19 protein-coding genes are annotated in these 18,239 nt (G+C 39.2%); 10 read left to right on the plus strand and 9 right to left on the minus strand.

Annotation, left to right across the window (positions count from 1 at the left end):
- Positions 1 to 3: 3 nt before the first annotated feature.
- From HLV59_RS06680 to HLV59_RS06700, 5 genes are all read right to left on the minus strand, one after another.
- Complete coding sequence (locus tag HLV59_RS06680; protein ID WP_087087913.1) at positions 4 to 567, minus strand: NAD(P)/FAD-dependent oxidoreductase; 564 nt, start codon at positions 565 to 567, stop codon at positions 4 to 6.
- Between the two features lie 148 nt (positions 568 to 715).
- Positions 716 to 1,720, minus strand: coding sequence for an LLM class flavin-dependent oxidoreductase (locus tag HLV59_RS06685; protein WP_087087915.1), 1,005 nt, complete (start codon positions 1,718 to 1,720; stop codon positions 716 to 718).
- Between the two features lie 134 nt (positions 1,721 to 1,854).
- A complete protein-coding gene (locus HLV59_RS06690; RefSeq protein WP_171429595.1) occupies positions 1,855 to 2,361 on the minus strand; it encodes a hypothetical protein in 507 nt (168 codons plus the stop codon).
- Positions 2,362 to 2,597: 236 nt separating this feature from the next.
- Positions 2,598 to 3,017, minus strand: a complete 420-nt coding sequence (locus HLV59_RS06695; RefSeq protein ID WP_171429596.1) for a glycine zipper domain-containing protein — start codon at positions 3,015 to 3,017, stop codon at positions 2,598 to 2,600.
- Positions 3,018 to 3,194: 177 nt separating this feature from the next.
- The gene (locus HLV59_RS06700) at positions 3,195 to 4,115 is read right to left on the minus strand and encodes a LysR family transcriptional regulator (RefSeq protein ID WP_151747580.1); all 921 of its coding nucleotides are present in this window, start codon (positions 4,113 to 4,115) and stop codon (positions 3,195 to 3,197) included.
- A gap of 119 nt (positions 4,116 to 4,234) precedes the next feature.
- On the opposite strand from HLV59_RS06700, the gene HLV59_RS06705 reads away from it, so the two are divergent.
- The 3 genes from HLV59_RS06705 (at position 4,235) to prmC (ending at position 7,269) form a co-directional block, all read left to right on the plus strand.
- On the plus strand, positions 4,235 to 5,074 hold the full coding sequence (locus tag HLV59_RS06705; protein ID WP_215901647.1) for a type 1 glutamine amidotransferase domain-containing protein: 840 nt from the start codon (positions 4,235 to 4,237) through the stop codon (positions 5,072 to 5,074).
- Between the two features lie 291 nt (positions 5,075 to 5,365).
- A complete protein-coding gene (gene prfA / locus HLV59_RS06710) occupies positions 5,366 to 6,454 on the plus strand; it encodes a peptide chain release factor 1 (RefSeq protein WP_151747581.1) in 1,089 nt (362 codons plus the stop codon).
- Positions 6,454 to 7,269: a peptide chain release factor N(5)-glutamine methyltransferase gene (gene prmC, locus HLV59_RS06715; RefSeq protein ID WP_062848375.1), complete on the plus strand. Its 816-nt coding sequence runs from the start codon at positions 6,454 to 6,456 to the stop codon at positions 7,267 to 7,269. Before prfA ends, prmC begins: the two co-directional genes overlap by 1 nt.
- A 2-nt stretch (positions 7,270 to 7,271) precedes the next feature.
- On the opposite strand, the gene HLV59_RS06720 is transcribed toward prmC, so the two are convergent.
- The 3 genes from HLV59_RS06720 to HLV59_RS06730 form a co-directional block, all read right to left on the minus strand.
- The gene (locus HLV59_RS06720) at positions 7,272 to 8,111 is read right to left on the minus strand and encodes an ABC transporter permease (protein ID WP_171429597.1); all 840 of its coding nucleotides are present in this window, start codon (positions 8,109 to 8,111) and stop codon (positions 7,272 to 7,274) included.
- 3 nt (positions 8,112 to 8,114) lie between these two features.
- Positions 8,115 to 9,089, minus strand: coding sequence for an aliphatic sulfonate ABC transporter substrate-binding protein (locus HLV59_RS06725; RefSeq protein ID WP_062848377.1), 975 nt, complete (start codon positions 9,087 to 9,089; stop codon positions 8,115 to 8,117).
- 239 nt (positions 9,090 to 9,328) lie between these two features.
- A complete protein-coding gene (locus HLV59_RS06730; protein WP_125697833.1) occupies positions 9,329 to 10,357 on the minus strand; it encodes an AraC family transcriptional regulator in 1,029 nt (342 codons plus the stop codon).
- 169 nt (positions 10,358 to 10,526) lie between these two features.
- Here HLV59_RS06730 and HLV59_RS06735 point away from each other — a divergent pair, with 169 nt between their 5' ends.
- On the plus strand, positions 10,527 to 11,297 hold the full coding sequence (locus HLV59_RS06735; protein WP_171429598.1) for a 3-hydroxyacyl-CoA dehydrogenase: 771 nt from the start codon (positions 10,527 to 10,529) through the stop codon (positions 11,295 to 11,297).
- Between the two features lie 19 nt (positions 11,298 to 11,316).
- A complete protein-coding gene (locus tag HLV59_RS06740; protein ID WP_171429599.1) occupies positions 11,317 to 12,453 on the plus strand; it encodes an acyl-CoA dehydrogenase family protein in 1,137 nt (378 codons plus the stop codon).
- 139 nt (positions 12,454 to 12,592) lie between these two features.
- Here the strand turns inward: HLV59_RS06740 and HLV59_RS06745 are convergent, their stop codons facing one another.
- Entirely contained in the window at positions 12,593 to 13,171 is a 579-nt protein-coding gene (locus tag HLV59_RS06745) for a flavin reductase family protein (protein WP_125738667.1), read from the minus strand.
- A gap of 169 nt (positions 13,172 to 13,340) precedes the next feature.
- Here HLV59_RS06745 and HLV59_RS06750 point away from each other — a divergent pair, with 169 nt between their 5' ends.
- The 5 genes from HLV59_RS06750 to kdpA all read left to right on the plus strand — a co-directional run bounded on the left by HLV59_RS06750 (position 13,341) and on the right by kdpA (position 18,232).
- Positions 13,341 to 14,117, plus strand: coding sequence for a HesA/MoeB/ThiF family protein (locus HLV59_RS06750; protein WP_171429600.1), 777 nt, complete (start codon positions 13,341 to 13,343; stop codon positions 14,115 to 14,117).
- Between the two features lie 58 nt (positions 14,118 to 14,175).
- Positions 14,176 to 15,474, plus strand: a complete 1,299-nt coding sequence (locus HLV59_RS06755; protein WP_031948800.1) for an ABC1 kinase family protein — start codon at positions 14,176 to 14,178, stop codon at positions 15,472 to 15,474.
- 15 nt (positions 15,475 to 15,489) lie between these two features.
- Entirely contained in the window at positions 15,490 to 15,870 is a 381-nt protein-coding gene (folB, locus tag HLV59_RS06760) for a dihydroneopterin aldolase (protein ID WP_171429601.1), read from the plus strand.
- Complete coding sequence (locus HLV59_RS06765) at positions 15,827 to 16,264, plus strand: 2-amino-4-hydroxy-6-hydroxymethyldihydropteridine diphosphokinase (protein ID WP_151747591.1); 438 nt, start codon at positions 15,827 to 15,829, stop codon at positions 16,262 to 16,264. Before folB ends, HLV59_RS06765 begins: the two co-directional genes overlap by 44 nt.
- 258 nt (positions 16,265 to 16,522) lie before the next feature.
- Positions 16,523 to 18,232: a potassium-transporting ATPase subunit KdpA gene (kdpA, locus tag HLV59_RS06770; RefSeq protein ID WP_171429602.1), complete on the plus strand. Its 1,710-nt coding sequence runs from the start codon at positions 16,523 to 16,525 to the stop codon at positions 18,230 to 18,232.
- Positions 18,233 to 18,239 lie beyond the last annotated feature (7 nt).

Consider the following 18,239-nt stretch of genomic DNA (forward strand, 5'->3'; position numbering starts at 1 on the left):
TTTTTATGCACTGGTTCTAATAATGATGTCAATAGGGTGTTCTATACCGTCCATACTATGAATAGAAGTAGGGGTAATCTTAACAATGGGCCAAGTTTGTAATTTACAGTTAGGTTTTTGAAGTGCAGCATAATAGCTATCAGATTTAAAAAACACTTTTTTGGTGGTTGCAATATTGGGAGTTAAAAGGCGTTTAAGCCATGTTTCACTCACTTGCGTGTCAAGAAAACGTAAGGCCAAAAGACTTTTTACTCGATTATTAAATAATCTCCGGTTTTTGATAATGAGTGGATGGGTAATTAACTTATTTGTGCCCATTTGACTGTGGGGCAAAATAAAGTGAGGGGTGATTTGAAATACAGTCACAGATTTTGCTTGTTGACAGATTTTTTCAAGATGGGTCACGCTATCTTGATTAGTACCAATAATTGCGACAGTTGAATGTGAAAAGTCAAATTCTTTAATTGAACTTGATGAAATCACTTGTCCAGTAAAACCTTCAAAATCTTGAGAAGTATTCTGAAAAATTACTGATTTTGAAGTGTTATTTTTAATATTAATACTCATTTTCCAAAAGTCCTTTTGGTTTTTAAATCATGATGTTTTTATCGTTTTAATATAAATAACCAAGCAGCAAGTCGGGGTAAAGTCTTTTCAGATAGATGGTCGTCCCATACTCAAAATCAATTCAAGTATGGGAGGGTGAAGCGGAGTTTTAATGTTCTGTTTTTACATTCATGAGCTGGGTAAAGCTTTCTAAACGTTTAGCTGTATCGTATACATCACATGTAAAAATAAACTCATCAACATCGTATGTTGCTATAAGCTTTTGTAAACCAGTGCGAACTGTATCGACAGAACCAATTTGTGCCATTGCATAGAAGTTTTCGACAGACAGTTGTTCTGCTGTATTCCATAATCCCTGCATTGATTCAACTGGAGGCTTAAGCTTTAAGCTTTCTCCGCGGATTAAGCCTAATACGCGTTGGTAAGCACTTGTTGCTAAATATTGTGCTTCTTCATCTGTATTTGCTACAACAACAGGAACACCCATTGAAACATACGGCTTATCTAGGTATTCAGAAGGTTCAAAGTTCTCTCGATAGAGTTGAATCGCTTGACCTAACATACGTGGTGCGAAATGTGACGCAAATGAGTAAGGGAGTCCAAGTTTTGCCGCAAGTTGTGCACTAAATAGGCTAGATCCAAGTAGCCAAACAGGAACATGGGTGCTTTGCCCTGGCGTTGCAATAATCTTTTGCCCTGCTTGAGGTACATCGAAATATTTTAGGATTTCGACAACATCTCTAGGAAACTGATCTTCTGTTTCTTGATGACCACGACGTAAAGCTCGCATGGTGAGTTGATCTGTGCCTGGAGCACGACCTAACCCAAGTTCAATACGATTTGGATAGAGTGTAGCAAGCGTCCCGAATTGTTCTGCGACAACTAAAGGGGCATGGTTAGGCAGCATAATTCCGCCTGAACCTAAACGAATACGCTGTGTATGTGCAGCAATAAAACCGAGTAAGACAGCGGTAGCAGAACTTGCGATACCATCCATGTTGTGATGTTCGGCAAGCCAGAAACGTTCATAACCTAGCTTTTCTGCATGTTGTGCCAATTCTAGTGCGTGACGTAATGAGAATTCGATGGTTTTATCATTACGAATGGGAGCAAGTTCCAAAATAGAGAACTTGGTATCTTGAAGTGATCGCATGCGATATTCTCGAATAAGGGTATATCGGAATAATACGATATATAAAGTTTGATGTATATCGTTTTTTTTCGATATTAAATTTTATCTATCAATAAAAAAAGCACCCGAAGGTGCTCTTTTGATTCATATATGAATTAGCGGTTTTTATACCAACCGCGGTGTAAGCCATTGTCATGGCGACGGCTACCACCTTTATAATAACGACGATCACCATCGTAATATCTACGGTCATCACGATCATAACGGCCACGGTAATAACGATCATCGTAGTTACGGTCTTCAGCAACTTTACGTCCAAGTGCCGAACCACCAGCAGCACCTACTGCTGCACCGATGTAACCACCATTTGTACCGCCCATATTTTTGCCGACTGTATAACCAGCACCACCACCTAAAGCACCACCAATTGCAGCTTCTGTACGATTACGACGATCACTTGCTGCCGCTGCACCACCAGCTCCACCTAGAGCAGCACCGATTGTTGCACCTGAGGTACCACCAATACTTTTACCAATTGCAGTACCCACTACACTACCTAAAGCAGAGGTTGCAGCAACACGTGTACCATTGTCAGCATGTGCAACTGTTACCATAGAAGATGTTGCAAGTACTGCACCAGCCAACCAAATATTCATTTTCATCGTAGAACTCCATGTCCTTTTTACTGAAAGGACGGTATTTTTGTCTTGAGGTAAATGTAATAAAAAATTTCGTGATAATTATGGAGAAGCCAAAAGGAGATACGAGTGTTTTGTGTCGGATTGTATGGTTTATATTAATATGTGGATAAATCATGAGCATACGACATAATAGCTTGTAGATTTATCAAAATAAAAAAGCACCCGAAGGTGCTTAAATATCTGTGCGTCAAATTTGATTAGTGATGACGACGGTGTTTTTTCTTCCAGTACTTAGAAGATCTGTCTGCATCGCGATCTTTAGAGATTTTGTTACCTAAAGCAGAACCACCCGCAGCGCCTAATGCAGCACCTACATAACCACCGTTTGTACCACCCATGCTTTTACCAACTGTATAACCAGCGCCACCACCTAAAGCACCGCCAATTGCAGATTCAGTACGGTTACGACGATCGCTTGCAACAGCTGCACCACCAGCACCCCCTAAAGCAGCGCCAATTGTCGCACCAGATGTACCGCCCATGCTTTTACCAATTGCAGTACCTGCTACGCTACCTAAAGCAGAAGCAGCTGCTACATGTGTTGTATTGTCAGCGTGTGCCACAGTAACCATAGAAGTTGCTAAAACAGCGCTACATAACCAAGCATTTAATTTCATTTTTGACTCCGTGTCCCTAGCCGCAGGACCCTATATCTTTGTTACGGCAAATGTAACAAAACACTTCTCCGAAAATATGGAGAACTATCTTTTGATTATTGTAGTTTAGTGTCTGGTTTGTATGCTTTCTATTAAAATAGAATATTTAATACTCATATAGAAAGAACTGATCCTCACTTAATGTTCGTAAGTTTCTTTACGGTCAGTTGAACACAAGAAATCAATAAAAGATCGTGTGGCAGAAGACATATGTTTATGTTGTGCATATAGTAAAGAGAAAGGGCGTGTGTGGCCTGCATACGTCTCAAGTAAAGGCTGTAGCTTTCCTTGTTGAATCTTTTCATTAACAATAAATTCGTAACTCTGGCATATCCCTAACCCATTTTCAGCAAGAGACACGACTCCTAAAATATCTTCTTTTACTAAAATCCGATTTGTTGGTATCCACTGAATTTCATTATCACCATTTTTTAAAAACCATGGCGTGACCTTACCCGTGCTTGGTAATTCAAAGGCAATACATTGGTGATGGTTTAAGTCTTCCACGGTTTTAGGAACACCCATACGTTTTAAATAATCGGGTGAGGCAACAAGTTGAAGAGGGGCAAGCTCCAAAGGTCTGGCAACGAGAGTACTATTGGGAAGCTGACCTTGACGAATAGCTAAATCAAATCCTTCAGCAATTAAATCGACGTTTCGATTAGAAATACTGATTTCAATTTGAATGTCCGGATATTGAAAAAGAAATTTTTGTAGTAATTCTGGAAGACGATAATGCCCATAGGTGGTGGGTACGCTTAATTTAATTTTGCCAGAAATTTGCAGTTGCTCACCTTGAATAGCACGCTCTGCATGGTCAATTAACTGAAAAGCATGTTGCATTTTTTCATAATAAAGCTGACCTGCTTCCGTCAAGCTCAGATGGCGAGTTGTTCTTCTAAAAAACTGAATACCAAGTTTTTTCTCTAGCCGCGTAATTGTTCTACTAATGACTGAAGGAGTGGTTGCTAAATAAATTGCAGCTGCACTAATAGAAAGCTTCTCAGCCACAATTAAAAACACTTCAATATCGGCAAGATGGTCAAATTGACGTGACATTTAGTCCTCAAACGCAAAAAAGATTTGCAAAGGTGATTGTTTATCTACCTCATTGGCAAAAATAGAATATATCCATCCAAAATATAAATCCAGCAAATGGTTGGAATGAAGGTCTAATGATGAAATCTCTAAATAAAATAATGCTTGCAGTAGTTACCGCTTCAGCAGCATTCAGTGCAAATGCTGCTCATGTTTTGGTTGTATTGTCTGATGAAGGGCAGTTAGAGCTAAAAAATAATCAGGTTTTTAAAACAGGTTTTTACCTTAATGAATTGATGCAGCCTACCAAAATGCTTTTAGATGCGGGTCACACCGTAACATTTGCCACTCCAAAAGGGAAAGCCCCAACCTTAGATGAGTCATCGAACAGTGCGATGTACTTTAATCAAGATGAAAAAGCGTTAAAGCAATATGCAGGTTTATTGCGTGATCTAAAATTAACATCTGCTCAAGATTCTCCGGTTGTGAGCCTATCGCGTATTGAGCAAATTGGTATAGAACAATTTGATGCCATTTATATTCCGGGTGGGCATGCACCAATGCAAGATTTATTAAAAGATAAACAGCTTGGTAAAGTTCTTACGGCTTTTCATAAAGCTGGAAAACCTACTGCCTTGGTTTGCCATGGTCCTATTGCTTTAATGTCAACTTTACCTAATGCCTCAGAAGTAGCTGGTCAACTAGAACAAGGTAAAACAGTCAAAACTGGCGAATGGATTTATAAAAATTATCGGATGACGGTGATTAGCAATCAGGAAGAAGAGCAAGCAAAAGCTTTGTTAAAAGGTGGTGAAATGAAGTTCTATCCGCAAACGGCTCTACAGTCTATAGGAGGTAAATATCAAAGTAATACAACTGCGTGGACTCCAAATGTGGTGGTAGACCGTGAACTGATTACAGGACAAAATCCAGCATCGGCTGTTTTAGTGGGCAAAACTTTATTAGAAAAATTAAAATAAGTAAGCTGGGCAAAGAGGTTTTTAAAACAAAGCCTCTATTGTCATATAAAGAGGAAATATAACTTATTATTTCCTACAGAAAAGCCAAATTATAGGTAAGTAAATAAATCTTATTCGAAATCATTATATTTATACACCTCTACTTATTGGGAAAGTTGATGAATTGGCTGATTATATATGTCATTTAAGCGCCATAATCTGTAAACTATGCGCTATTTTTACGATTTTGCTTATCTTCTATACTTACATAGCGTTCGATAAGCTTTTTGGACTTTTGAGATATTTCCTCTTATGAAAGCGTCACTCCGTTTACGACTTGATCAGCTCTGTGATCGACATGAAGAACTTACTGCATTGCTTGCAGATGCTGAAGTGATCTCCGATAACAAACGTTTCCGTAAATTGTCTCGTGAACATAGTGATTTATCTGAAATTACCGAGGTTTGGGGTAAATACCGTCAAGCAGAAGAAGATATTGAAACTGCTGAGCTGATGAAGTCTGACCCAGACTTCAAAGATATGGCAGAAGAAGAAATTCAAGCCAATAAAACATTGCTTGAAGAATTAGAAAGCCAGCTCAATATTTTAATGATTCCAAAAGATCCAAATGATTCTAATGCGGCTTATTTAGAAATTCGCGCTGGAACAGGTGGTGATGAGGCCGCAATTTTCTCTGGTGATTTATTCCGCATGTACAGTAAATATGCCGAGACACAAGGTTGGCGTATTGAAGTTCTTTCTGAAAATGAAGGCGAGCATGGTGGTTTTAAAGAAGTTATTTGCCGCGTAGATGGTGATGGTGTTTACGGTCGCTTAAAATTTGAAAGTGGTGCTCACCGAGTGCAACGTGTTCCTGCAACTGAATCACAAGGGCGCGTTCACACTTCAGCATGTACAGTTGCGATCTTGCCTGAAATTGATGTTGATACCAATGTTGAAATTAATCCGGCAGATTTGCGTATTGATACTTACCGTGCTTCGGGTGCGGGTGGTCAGCACATTAACAAAACAGACTCGGCAGTGCGTATTACTCACATCCCAACAGGTACAGTGGTTGAGTGTCAAGAAGAGCGTTCACAGCATAAAAACAAAGCTAAGGCGATGGCATTGTTAGTATCGCGTTTAGAAAATGCTAAACGTGCAGCAGCAGATGCAGCAACTTCTGAAATGCGCCGTGATTTGGTTGGTTCTGGTGACCGTTCTGAACGTATCCGTACTTATAACTACCCACAAGGTCGTATGACGGACCATCGTATTAACCTAACTTTATATAAGTTAGACGCGATTATGGAAGGTGATTTAACTGAATTGCTTGATAGCTTACATCGTGAATATCAGGCAGATCAGTTGGCGATGCTTGCACAGGAAAATGGCGGCTAATGAATATTGCTCAAGCGCTTGCAATTCGTGGTGAACCTGATAGTTATGAACGACAAGAAAATGCTTGGTTACTTGAGCATTTTCTAAAAATCAATTCGCTTGAATTAAAGTTTAGACTTGAGCAAGAATTAACAGCCCAACAAGAGCAAGACTATCTAGCTGGTCTTGAACGTATTCAAAAAGGTGAACCTTTAGCTTATGTAACGGGTTCACAGCCATTTTGGACGCTCGATTTAAAAGTAACATCTGATACTTTAGTGCCACGACCAGATACTGAAGTTTTAGTTGAAACCGTTTTAAATCTAAATTTACCAAATACTGCAAATATTGTTGATTTGGGAACGGGAACAGGTGCAATTGCGCTTGCATTAGCGAGTGAACGCCCAGATTGGTTCGTCACAGCAACTGATATCTATGCGCCTACATTGGAAGTTGCGAAAGAAAACGCACAAACACATGATTTACAACGTGTGAAATTTGCCTGCGGCGCTTGGTTTGAGGCACTGCACCCACAACAATTTGATTTAATTGTTTCTAATCCGCCGTATATCGACCCTGAAGATGAGCACATGCAAGCTTTGGCAACAGAACCGCGCCGTGCATTGGTTGCAGATCATCAGGGACTGGCTGATATTGAAATTATTATTGCTCAAGGTAAGAGCTGGTTAAACCCAAAAGGCTGGATTGCTCTGGAACATGGTTATGATCAGGGGCAAGCTGTTCGAACTATATTTGCTGAGCATGGTTTTAGTGAGATAAGAACCATTCAAGATTATGGCCAAAATGATCGAGTCACTTTGGCATGCTGGATTTAAAATTACTTTTGTAGTGTATCCCGCCAACGTAACAACCAGTTTTCTATAAGTTTCATTAAGGTATCGGTTAATTTACCCAATAGCGCCAATAAAATAATTGCAATGATAACAATATCAGGTCGAGACGTTTCTCGGCCATCGCTAAGTAAATAGCCAATCCCTTGTGTGGCTGCAATCAGTTCAGCTGCAATCATAAACATCCAAGATAAGCTTAAGCTGTTGCGTAAGCCAATTAAAATGCCCGGAGAGGCTGCTGGTAAAATAATAGATATAATCCGCTGAAAAGCATTAAGCCGATAAACTTTTCCAACTTCAATGAGCTTTTTATCTACATTATGAATTGCTGCAACTGTATTAGTGTAAGTTGGAAAGAATGCTCCGATTGCAATCAATGTAATTTTAGAACCTTCGTCAATTCCTAACCAAAGTAATAGAAGAGGAATCCAAGCAAGACTTGGGATCGACTTAATTGCTGAAAAAGTTGGTTCTAAATATGCTTCTGCCTCTTTACTTAAGCCAACCCAAATCGCAAAAATTAAACCTAAACCGCTTCCTATAATAAAGCCGAATAGAACACGCCATGTACTAATATAAATATGGGCAAATAGGTCGCTATGAGCTAAATCTAAAAAAGATTGCCATAAACTCGACGGTGCAGGGAGTAGATAAGCATCGATATAGCCATTTCTGACTAAAAACTCACAAGCTACTAAAAAGATGAGTGGAATGAGTAGCGCTTTAAACCAACGTGTAAATTTGTGGTTTAGATGCTTTTTCTGAGATTTTAAAGCCTGCTGAGCTAAGAAGTGATTTAGCTCAGCTTTGTTAAGTGAATCACTCATATACTATTTCACGACTTTTTGAGCAAAACGTGGGTCTAACAACTGATCAACCACTTGATTGACGTTAGTACCTTTTCTAACCAAGTCTTCTTCTGTCAAAATTTTCCCAGAACGTTTTAGCGCTTGTGCTTGAGTTGCTGATGGAATGCTTTGATCGAAGTTGGTTCGGCTCAGTTGTAGTTTAGCCACAGGTAGAGGAAGTTTTGATTCTTGAGCTAAAAGTGCTGCCACTTTATCTGGATTGGCTTTTGCCCATTTTCGGGCTTGTTCGTAGGCTTTAATAACAGCCTCAACCGCTTCAGGGCTTTGCTTTGCAAAATCTTCTTTAACGCTCAGTACGCTATAGCTATTAAATCCAACATTACGATAAAGCAATTTGGCACCCGATTGAATTTGAGCAGAAGCCATTAATGGATCAAGTCCAGCCCAAGCATCTACTTGACCACGCTCTAATGCAGTCTTGCCGTCTGGATGTTGTAAATGAACCAGTTGTACATCACGTTTACTCAAACCGACAGTGTCTAGTGCTTGTAGTGTAAATAAGAAAGGATCTGTTCCTTTAGTAGCTGCAATTTTCTTACCTTTTAAATCTTTTAGGTTTTTAATTGGTGAATTTTTTGCGACAACAAGCGCGGTCCACTCCGGTTGGCTTTGTACATAAACCGTTTTAATTGGACTACCATTCGCTCGACTTAATACAGCAGCTAATCCAGCGGTAGAAGCAAAATCGATACTATTACTGTTGAGATATTCTAATGAGCGATTACTACCTTGACTAAAAACCCATTTAATTTGGGTATTTGGCAGTGCTTTTTCGAGAAGTTTTTGATCTTTGACGACTAAACTAGTTGGTGCATAGTAAGCATAATCAAGCTTAAGCGTAGTCGGAATTGCTGCAAAAGCAGATGAAGTAAATACAAACCCCAATGTTGATGCCAACAAAGTCTTTGGTAGAGAAAATTTTGATTTTAAAGACATGATAAAAATAAAACCGAAATGAAATAGGAGATCATCCTTTCACGTGTTTGGAGGCTTATGAACTTAGTTATTTTGATTTATAAATCAGTTTGAAAGATAAAAGTTTGAATAAAACTATAAAACACTGTTTTTATGAATATTATTAAGTTTTAAATAAAGCGTTTATCTGAAATACTGAATTTAAAAGACATAAATATCATAAGCTTAAGCTCTAATGCCTTAAGCTTATGATATTTATGTTATTGCTTGTGTCCAGTTAAATTATCTCGATATGCACCTGGGCTGACGCCAGTCCACTTTTTAAAGGCACGGTGAAATGCACTTGGGTCATGAAAATTTAAGTCTTCACTAATATCTTGAATTGAGTCATTCGTTTTGCTTAAGCGTTCAACAGCAATATCACAGCGGATTTCATTTTTAATTTGTTGATAGCTTACACCTTCATGTTTCAGTCGGCGCTGAACTGTTGCTTCTGAAATATTGAGTTGTTGTGCCACATCTTTGAGTTCGGGCCATTGTGCAGGATGGAGTTTCAATAAATGACGACGAATAAGTACACTCAAGGCATTTTCATTTTTAAAACGAACTAAAAGATTTTGTGGAGTTTGTTCTAAAAAATCATAAAGCGCTTTTTTATCTTTTTTAATTTTAATATCTAAGTAATGAGCATCGAATTCAACTCGATTTATCTCACTATTAAATTGAATATCTTCACCAAAACGTACGAGATAGTCCTGAATATCCTGAGGTTTAGAGCAGCGTACCATAATATTATTTAAGCTAATTCGTTGGTCTACTAGCCAACACATCAGCCCATGTACTAATATTAAAAAGGTTGCATAGGTAAACATGCGTTTAGGTTGTTCATGATCATGAATCACTAAATAAGCTTTTTGTTGTTCTCGAATGAGTTCTCCATGCATATCATCTAAAACAAAGTTAAAAAACTTCAAAATATCGTAGAGTGCTTTTTCTAAAGTTTCAGCCGTACTGACGAGTTTAGTCAGTAATTTATAGCTTCCACGACGCATGGGGTGGCTATCCATCCCAAAAAACTCATCGTTCATGGCATTGGCAAGCTCTATCCACAATTGGCCATATGTCGTAACAGGGACACGTGCCTTTGGAGACATCAGTAATTCAGTGGGGATGCCTGCTTTATTTAGAATTATTTGTGTATTTAGGCCTTTAGCATAAGCCGCACTCAGTGCTTCATGTACTAGTGCAATCGAAATTGTGCCTTTACTTAAAGAAGATTGGACAACCATGTCAAAGACTCATATTTTCTTCATATATTTCAAGTGAAATATTTCATATTTAAAATTTGGATTGATCAAAAGCTGCAAACATTTTGAGGCTTTTTGAAATTGTATCGGAAAACAACAACTTTTACTCTCACTACTAAGTTTAAAGAATATTTCTATAGGACATTACATAATGAAAATTCAAGGGAAACATTTCGTGATTACTGGTGGTGGCTCTGGCTTAGGTGCTGCTACAGCTGAGTATTTGGTAAAGCAAGGAGCTTCAGTTACCTTGGTAGACATGAATGTAGAAGCAGGCGAGCAACAAGCAAAACAGTTAGGGCCAAAAGCTGACTTTGTAAAACTTGATGTAACCGATGAGCAGGCTGCTGAACAGTTCTTTAAAGATGTGTTGGTCAAACATGGTCATTTGCATGGTTTGGTGAATTGTGCGGGTATTGGCCCTTCTGCAAAAGTGGTTGGTCGTGAAGGCGTACATGATTTGGGGCTATTTTCAAAGACTCTGCAAATTAATGTCACTGGTACATTTAACATGCTGCGCTTTGCAGCTGATGCGATGAGTAAAAACACGGTTGAAGAAGGTGAAGAAGACCGTGGTGTGATTGTAAACACTGCGTCTGTGGCGGCATTTGATGGTCAAATTGGTCAGGCTGCGTATTCTGCATCAAAAGGCGCTATTGTTGCGATGACATTGCCGATTGCTCGTGAGCTTGCGCGACATGCCATTCGTATTATGACCATCGCCCCAGGAATTATGGAAACCCCAATGCTTAAAGGTATGCCACAGAATGTACAGGATGCTTTGGGACAAATGGTGCCATATCCATCGCGGTTAGGAAAGCCAGAAGAATTTGCTCGTTTGGTCGCACACATTGCTGAAAACTCATATTTAAATGGTGAAGTTATTCGTTTGGATGGTGCAATTCGTATGGCAGCAAAATAATAAAAATAAGGATGCTGAAATGATCTTAAATGCTGAACAAAGTATGGTTCAGGAGATGATGCGTAACTACTCGCAGAATCAGTTAAAACCAACAGCCGCACATCGCGATAAAACCCATGAATTTCCTGCTCAAGAATTAAAAGATTTAGGTGCACTAGGTGCTATGGGGATGACCGTTCCAAATGAATGGGGCGGTGCGGGAATGGATTATGTATCTTTAGTGCTTGCAATTGAAGAGATTGCTGCGGGTGATGGTGCTATTTCGACTATTGTAAGTGTTCAAAATTCATTGATTTGTGGTATTACACTGGCGTACGGTTCGGAGCAGCAAAAACAAACCTATTTACCAAAATTTGCTTCTGGTGAATGGCTAGGATGTTTTTGTTTAACTGAACCTCATGTCGGTTCTGATGCGAGCGCGATTTTATGTAAAGCCGAGCGAGATGGTGACCATTGGGTTTTAAATGGCGTAAAACAATTTATTACCAGCGGTAAAAACGCCCAAGTGGCTTTGGTATTTGCGGTTACAGATAAACAAGCTGGCAAAAAAGGCATTTCGTGTTTTCTTGTGCCGACGAACACACAAGGTTATTTTGTGACTCGAATTGAAGACAAAATGGGCCAACATGCTTCAGACACAGCGACCATTACTTTTGAGGACTGTCGAATTCCGTTAGAAAATTTGGTAGGGCAACAAGGTGAAGGTTATAAAATTGCACTTTCTAATTTAGCGGCTGGCCGTATTGGGATTGCTGCTCAATCCGTCGGTATGGCAAGAGCTGCTTTTGATGCGGCTGTGCAATATGCAAATGAACGAAAAGCCTTTGGGGTAGAATTGGTTCAGCATCAGGCGGTTGGTTTTCGCTTAGCAGATATGGCAACCCAGATTGAAGCTGCACATCAGTTGGTTTTACATGCTGCAACTTTAAAAGATGTGGGGCTACCTTGTTTAAAAGAAGCCTCGATGGCAAAGTTATTTGCGTCTACTATGGCTGAACGAGTTTGTTCGGATGCGATTCAAATTCATGGTGGGTATGGCTATGTCAGTGATTTCCCTGTTGAGAGAATTTATAGGGATGTTCGTGTAAGTCAGATTTATGAAGGTGCTTCTGACATTCAACGTTTAGTGATTGCTCGCGAAGTAACCCAAGTTTAAGTATTAGATTTTAAAAATAGTCACTGAATGCAAAAAACCGCAATTGTTATGCGGTTTTTTGCCATTGAGCAGAAATTTTCTAATTTGAATCCGATTTAATGAAATTTAAAAAGTTAAGTAAAGCTAGCTTTTTTGATGATTAAATCTGAGCTTTGACTTCCTCACCAATCAAATAAAAAGTTCCACCTGCAATATAGTGCAGGCTGCGAAGTTCTTTCGGTGCATCTTGAAAATGCCAGTGCCCATCTCTAAAAATGCGGCTATCTGCCCATGCACCTACAACAGAACCAATAAATAAATCATGAGCTGATTGGTTATGCGGTTCAGGAATAAGTTTACATACCAGCCATGCGATGCAACCTGATACAAGTGGGCTAGGAAGTTCTTCTTGATAGAATAGTTCAACACCACAATGCTCAAGCTTTTGTGGATCATCTAATTTGCTAATTGTGCCAAGTTGATGAGTCAGATCGAGCTGTGCATAGCAAGGAACTTGTAAGGTGAAATAGCCACTTTGCTCAACCAGCTGTCGTGTTTTAGTGCTTTTGTCGAGAACCACAGACACTTTGGCTGGTTTAAACTCTAAGGCACATGCCCAAGCAGCAGCCATTACATTACGGTCGTCACCATGTTGCGCGGAAACAAGGACAGTAGGACCATGATTTAACAAGCGATAAGCTTTTTCTAACTCTACAGGTGCAATATATGATTGCGTCATATTTAGCCTAAGTAACACAGAAAACAGATAGCCTTATTGTTGCAGAAAGTATGAGAGAAGTAATGTGATAGGGTATTAACCGAATAAAAAAGTTGTTTCCATTTTATAGCTTTCATAATGACTAACTTAGTCATAAAATCACTTGGCTTCTAAGTGAAAGGATTAACGCGTGACCGAGCTTCAAGATATCGATTTTGTAGAGTTAAGTGATGAAGAAATGCATCTCTATAGCCGTCAGATTTTACTTGATGGATGGGATATTGAAGCTCAGGAAAAACTCAAACTTGCTAATGTGCTGATTGTAGGTGCTGGTGGAATAGGCTGTAGCAGTGCAGAGCTACTTGCAAGAGCAGGGGTTGGGAAAATTACACTGATTGATGCAGATACTATTGAGATAAGTAATTTACAGCGCCAAATTGCATTTGGTCATGAAGATATCGGACGTTATAAAGCAGAAATTCTAGCTAAACGTTTACAGAAAATTAACCCTTATATCTGTGTTGAATACTATAACGAATGTTTAGACGAACATAACATTGATAGACTTGTTGAACACCAAGATGTGGTTTTAGATGGATGTGATAATTTTACAACTCGCTATCTGGTAAATGCAGCTTGTAAGAAGCATCAGGTCGCCCTAATTAGTGCTTCAGCAATTGGTTTTCAGGCACAAATGTTTATGGTTGAAGGAGATTCAGCTTGCTATGAATGCCTTTTTCCGAAAGAACAACATAGTAATGAAGGACTACGCTGTGCTGAGTCTGGGGTACTTGCAACTACACCTGTAATGATAGCGTCATTACAAGCACATCACACTTTACTGTATTTAGGTTTAAATCGTGTACCTTTAAAGCAGAAACTATTATTGTGGGATGGTTTAAATATGACACAACGTATTGTTAGTTTTGATAAAGATGTAAATTGCCCACTTTGTCAGGCAAGCTAATCAGTAAATGAAACAAAATTTGCTACACTCAACCTGAATGATTCGGTTTTGAAGAAATATGAAAAAAAATATTTTGTTTGATGGGCTACGTTCAGTCGCCCGTATTGGTGAAACAGCAGTGGTTGCCGCCAAAGCTGGAATTAAATACGCAACTGAAAAACCAAGTAATGCCAAACTCATGCGAGAGACTTTTGAGTCGCTTGGTTCAACTTATATTAAGCTTGGTCAGTTTATTGCGAGTACTCCATCGCTTTTCCCACGCGAATATGTAGAAGAATTTCAAGGTTGTCTAGACCAGACACCAACACTCCCATTTAGTTATATTCAAGGTGTGCTTGCGTCTGAATTTGAAGGACGCGATTTAAGTCAGATTTTTAGCTATATCGATGAAAAGCCATTAGCTTCTGCATCAATTGCTCAGGTTCATGCCGCTAAACTGACTACAGGTGAAGATGTGGTTATTAAAGTACAAAAGCCTGGTGTTGAAACCATTTTATATACTGACTTAAGTGTAGTGCATTGGGCTGCTAAGTTGCTTGAGCGTGCAGTACCAAAGATTAAATTTGCTGCTCTTTCTGAAATTGTTGATGAAATTAAAAGCCGTATGGTTCGTGAAGTCGATTTCATTGAAGAAGCACAAAACTTAGATGATTTTGTGGAGTATCTTAATATTTCACAAAATAAAGCAGCGACAGCGCCTAAAGTTTATCATCAGTTTTCTACACGCCGTGTTTTGACCATGCAACGCTTATATGGTGTGTCTTTGACAGACTTTAGTGTTGTAAAACAATATGCTAAAGATCCATCACAAGTACTGATTACCGCCATGAATACATGGTTTGGTAGTCTTATGCTGTGTAAGAGTTTCCATGCGGACTTACATGCTGGGAATCTAATGTTGCTTGAAGATGGCCGAATTGGTTTTATCGATTTTGGTATCGTGGGTCAGTTAAAGCCAGAAGTTTGGACAGCATGTATTGCTTTTATGGATGCCTTACAAAAGACTGATTATCAGGCAATGGCTGAAAATATGCTAAAAATGGGTATGACCCATAACAAGGTCGATGTTGATGTATTGGCACAAGATTTAGAGCGTTTGTTTAATGGCGTATTAATGGCCGATCCACAGCAGATCTTGTCTTCAAATCCAGCCGATTTAAATGACATTATGATGGATATGGTAGGTGTAGGCGAACGCCACGGTATTAAATTCCCACGTGATTTTGCTTTATTATTTAAGCAAATGCTTTATTTCGATCGTTTTATGCGCGTACTCGCACCATATACTGATATTTATGCAGACCAACGTTTGAAAATGGTTCAAAATATGGAACCTGCTTCGTTATTAAAGCACTAAGGTCAGTTTAAATTTATGGATGCCATTATTATTGAAGGATTGAAGGTTGAGACAGTGATTGGCTGTTTCAACTGGGAAAGACAAATCATTCAACCTTTAATGTTGGATTTAACCATCCATAATGATTTGAGCCGAGCAGCGCAGTCTGACAAACTTGAGGACACACTCAACTATGCCCAGATTTGTGAGTTATCGGCTCAAACCATTCAGCAAGCCAAACCTGAATTAATCGAACATGCAGCTCAGTTGGTTTTGCAATGTTTATTTGAAACCTTTCCAACAATTGAAAAAATTACCATAACCATCCGTAAGCCAGCCATCATTGCAGAAGCTAATGCTGTAGGAATTCGTCTTGAACGCACCAGAAACAATTTTTGCGCTCGCTCTAGCGAGTAATTTAGACGCAGATCAGCACTTTACTTTTGCTTATAAGCAATTGGCAACTTTGGGGAAAGTGCAGTTTTCATCTGTTTATCAAATTCCATGCCGAGATGGTATTGGAGATGATTATTGGAATTCAGCATGTCTATTAAAAAGCACTTTATCGTGTGACCAAATTGAATCCTTTCTAAAGCAACTTGAGTCAGATTCGGGGCGCGTTCGTCCGTCGCATCATATTTCTTTAGATGTAGATTTGATTGCATGGGGAAGTGATCTGGACCATATGCAATTTAATTCTAAAAAATTGCCCTTAGCACTCGATGTAAAAATTCCTTTATATGAACTTTGGCATTGTGAAACCTTAAAGGCTGATAGCATGATTTATCCAGTCGTTAATTTTAAAGTTTAATACCCTTCAAACTAAATTTTACGCAAACTTTACGCGGGCTTTAACTTCCTCAATAGAGAATTTACGGGCATTTTATCGATACTGAAATTCACTAAATTAATGTTATTTCAGGACAATAAAGATGCTTATAAATTCTCAAATGCGCATCTTGCATCAGTCTGGCATTGTCTTATGCGGACTTAAAACAAATGATATTTCTCCATCTCTCCTCATTTCCAGTTTGGCAAATCAAGCCAAGGGGTATAGAGGAGAATAGCTATGTTAGAACTTATACTTGTTTTATTTATTGCTATTTTTCTAGCATGGTGCCTCAGTAAATATCTATCCAAAGTGATGGCAAATCAGCCGATGTTGGGTGATGGATTATTTGGTTGGATTGAAAATCCTGTTTACCGCTTATTAGGTGTATCTCCACAGCAACAAATGAACTGGAAACACTATTCTCTAGCATTTGTTGTGAGCTGTATTTTTCTTGCAGTGGCTATTCTAGCTATTTTTATGACGCAAGCATGGCTACCATTAAATCCTAACCATGCACCAAATATGAGTTGGGATTTAGCGTTACACACAGTTATTTCATTTTTAACCAATACCAACCAACAGCATTATTCTGGTCAAGCTCAATTATCTTATTTGTCGCAAATGACAGGTATTGTGGGGTTGCAAGTTATTACTCCAATGATGGGGCTGGCTTTAGTTGTCGCGACCTTAAGAGCTTTTTTTTATCAGCGTCCAAGCCATATTGCAGCCAATGTGGCCGAGCAACCAGACCAAATTTTAATTGGTAACTATTGGGCAGATGTAATTCGCCCTACAGTACGCTTTTTGCTTCCACTGTGTTTTGTCTGGTCGTTGTTGCTTAACAGCCAAGGCGTACCAGCAACTTTCCAAGGTGGACCAGAAGTACAGCTTATTGATAAAGCCAATAGTGTTGAAACTCAAAAAATTCCTTTAGGGCCAGTTGCGCCAATGGTGGCGATTAAGCAATTGGGTAGTAACGGTGGTGGCTGGTATGGTCCAAATAGTTCTGTACCTTTAGAAAATCCAACACCACTTTCTAATTTACTAGAAATGATTGCAATCTTACTCATTCCAATCACAGTTATATGTATGGTCGGGCATTTTACTCAGCGTAAAAAGTTTGCCTATTTTGTGTTTGGTAGCATGCTTTTCATGTCGATTATTTCAGGTGCAGCGGCTGTCTGGTCTGAGAGTATGTCATCGACAGCATCTCAGCTTGCCGTAATGGAAGGTAAGGAACAACGATTTGGACCAGCAGCATCAGTAGTTTGGGCAGCGATCACTACGCAGGTGAATAACGGCTCAGTCAATATGATGCATGATTCTTCTGCGCCGCTTACTGGTATGGTCGAACTCATTAACATGCTGATTAATGCGATTTGGGGCGGTGTGGGCTGTGGTCTACAACAGTTTATGATTTATCTATTACTCGCCGTATTTATTGCAGGTTTAATGACAGGCCGTACTCCAGAGTTGTTTGGACGCAAGATTGAAGCCGCAGAAATTAAGTTACTCGCGATTATTATCTTGATTCAACCTTTAGTCATTCTTGCATTTACCGCATTAAGCCTCAGCATTCCAGGCATATCTGGAATTAGTAATCCGGGACCACATGGTATTAGCCAAGTGTTCTACGAATATGTCTCTGCATTTGCCAACAATGGTTCAGGTTTTGAAGGTCTTGGAGACAACACTGTATGGTGGAATGTCACTTGTAGTATCGCTCTACTGTTAGGACGTTTTCCGACATTAATTTTGCCATTAATGATTGCGACACGTTTAGCAGCAAAAAGAAAAGCACCCGAAACAGCAGGTAGTCTTCAAGTTGAAACTCCAACCTTTGCTTTAACGCTGATTACGATTGTTGTGTTGCTTACCTTATTACAATTTATGCCAGTTCTTGTCCTTGGGCCTATTGCCGATCAACTTTTGTTGGTTAAAGGCTAAGGAGGCG

It is taken from the genome of Acinetobacter lactucae (assembly GCF_013122135.1).
Lineage (GTDB): Bacteria > Pseudomonadota > Gammaproteobacteria > Pseudomonadales > Moraxellaceae > Acinetobacter > Acinetobacter lactucae.

Excerpts from the sequence above, each read along its gene's own strand:
- HLV59_RS06680 (WP_087087913.1), bottom strand. The coding sequence starts at position 567 with ATGAGTATTAATATTAAAAATAACACTTCAAAATCAGTAATTTTTCAG.
- HLV59_RS06685 (WP_087087915.1), bottom strand. The coding sequence starts at position 1,720 with ATGCGATCACTTCAAGATACCAAGTTCTCTATTTTGGAACTTGCTCCC.
- HLV59_RS06690 (WP_171429595.1), bottom strand. The coding sequence starts at position 2,361 with ATGAAAATGAATATTTGGTTGGCTGGTGCAGTACTTGCAACATCTTCT.
- HLV59_RS06695 (WP_171429596.1), bottom strand. The coding sequence starts at position 3,017 with ATGAAATTAAATGCTTGGTTATGTAGCGCTGTTTTAGCAACTTCTATG.
- HLV59_RS06700 (WP_151747580.1), bottom strand. The coding sequence starts at position 4,115 with ATGTCACGTCAATTTGACCATCTTGCCGATATTGAAGTGTTTTTAATT.
- HLV59_RS06705 (WP_215901647.1), top strand. The coding sequence starts at position 4,235 with ATGAAATCTCTAAATAAAATAATGCTTGCAGTAGTTACCGCTTCAGCA.
- prfA (WP_151747581.1), top strand. The coding sequence starts at position 5,366 with ATGAAAGCGTCACTCCGTTTACGACTTGATCAGCTCTGTGATCGACAT.
- prmC (WP_062848375.1), top strand. The coding sequence starts at position 6,454 with ATGAATATTGCTCAAGCGCTTGCAATTCGTGGTGAACCTGATAGTTAT.
- HLV59_RS06720 (WP_171429597.1), bottom strand. The coding sequence starts at position 8,111 with ATGAGTGATTCACTTAACAAAGCTGAGCTAAATCACTTCTTAGCTCAG.
- HLV59_RS06725 (WP_062848377.1), bottom strand. The coding sequence starts at position 9,089 with ATGTCTTTAAAATCAAAATTTTCTCTACCAAAGACTTTGTTGGCATCA.
- HLV59_RS06730 (WP_125697833.1), bottom strand. The coding sequence starts at position 10,357 with ATGGTTGTCCAATCTTCTTTAAGTAAAGGCACAATTTCGATTGCACTA.
- HLV59_RS06735 (WP_171429598.1), top strand. The coding sequence starts at position 10,527 with ATGAAAATTCAAGGGAAACATTTCGTGATTACTGGTGGTGGCTCTGGC.
- HLV59_RS06740 (WP_171429599.1), top strand. The coding sequence starts at position 11,317 with ATGATCTTAAATGCTGAACAAAGTATGGTTCAGGAGATGATGCGTAAC.
- HLV59_RS06745 (WP_125738667.1), bottom strand. The coding sequence starts at position 13,171 with ATGACGCAATCATATATTGCACCTGTAGAGTTAGAAAAAGCTTATCGC.
- HLV59_RS06755 (WP_031948800.1), top strand. The coding sequence starts at position 14,176 with ATGAAAAAAAATATTTTGTTTGATGGGCTACGTTCAGTCGCCCGTATT.
- folB (WP_171429601.1), top strand. The coding sequence starts at position 15,490 with ATGGATGCCATTATTATTGAAGGATTGAAGGTTGAGACAGTGATTGGC.
- kdpA (WP_171429602.1), top strand. The coding sequence starts at position 16,523 with ATGTTAGAACTTATACTTGTTTTATTTATTGCTATTTTTCTAGCATGG.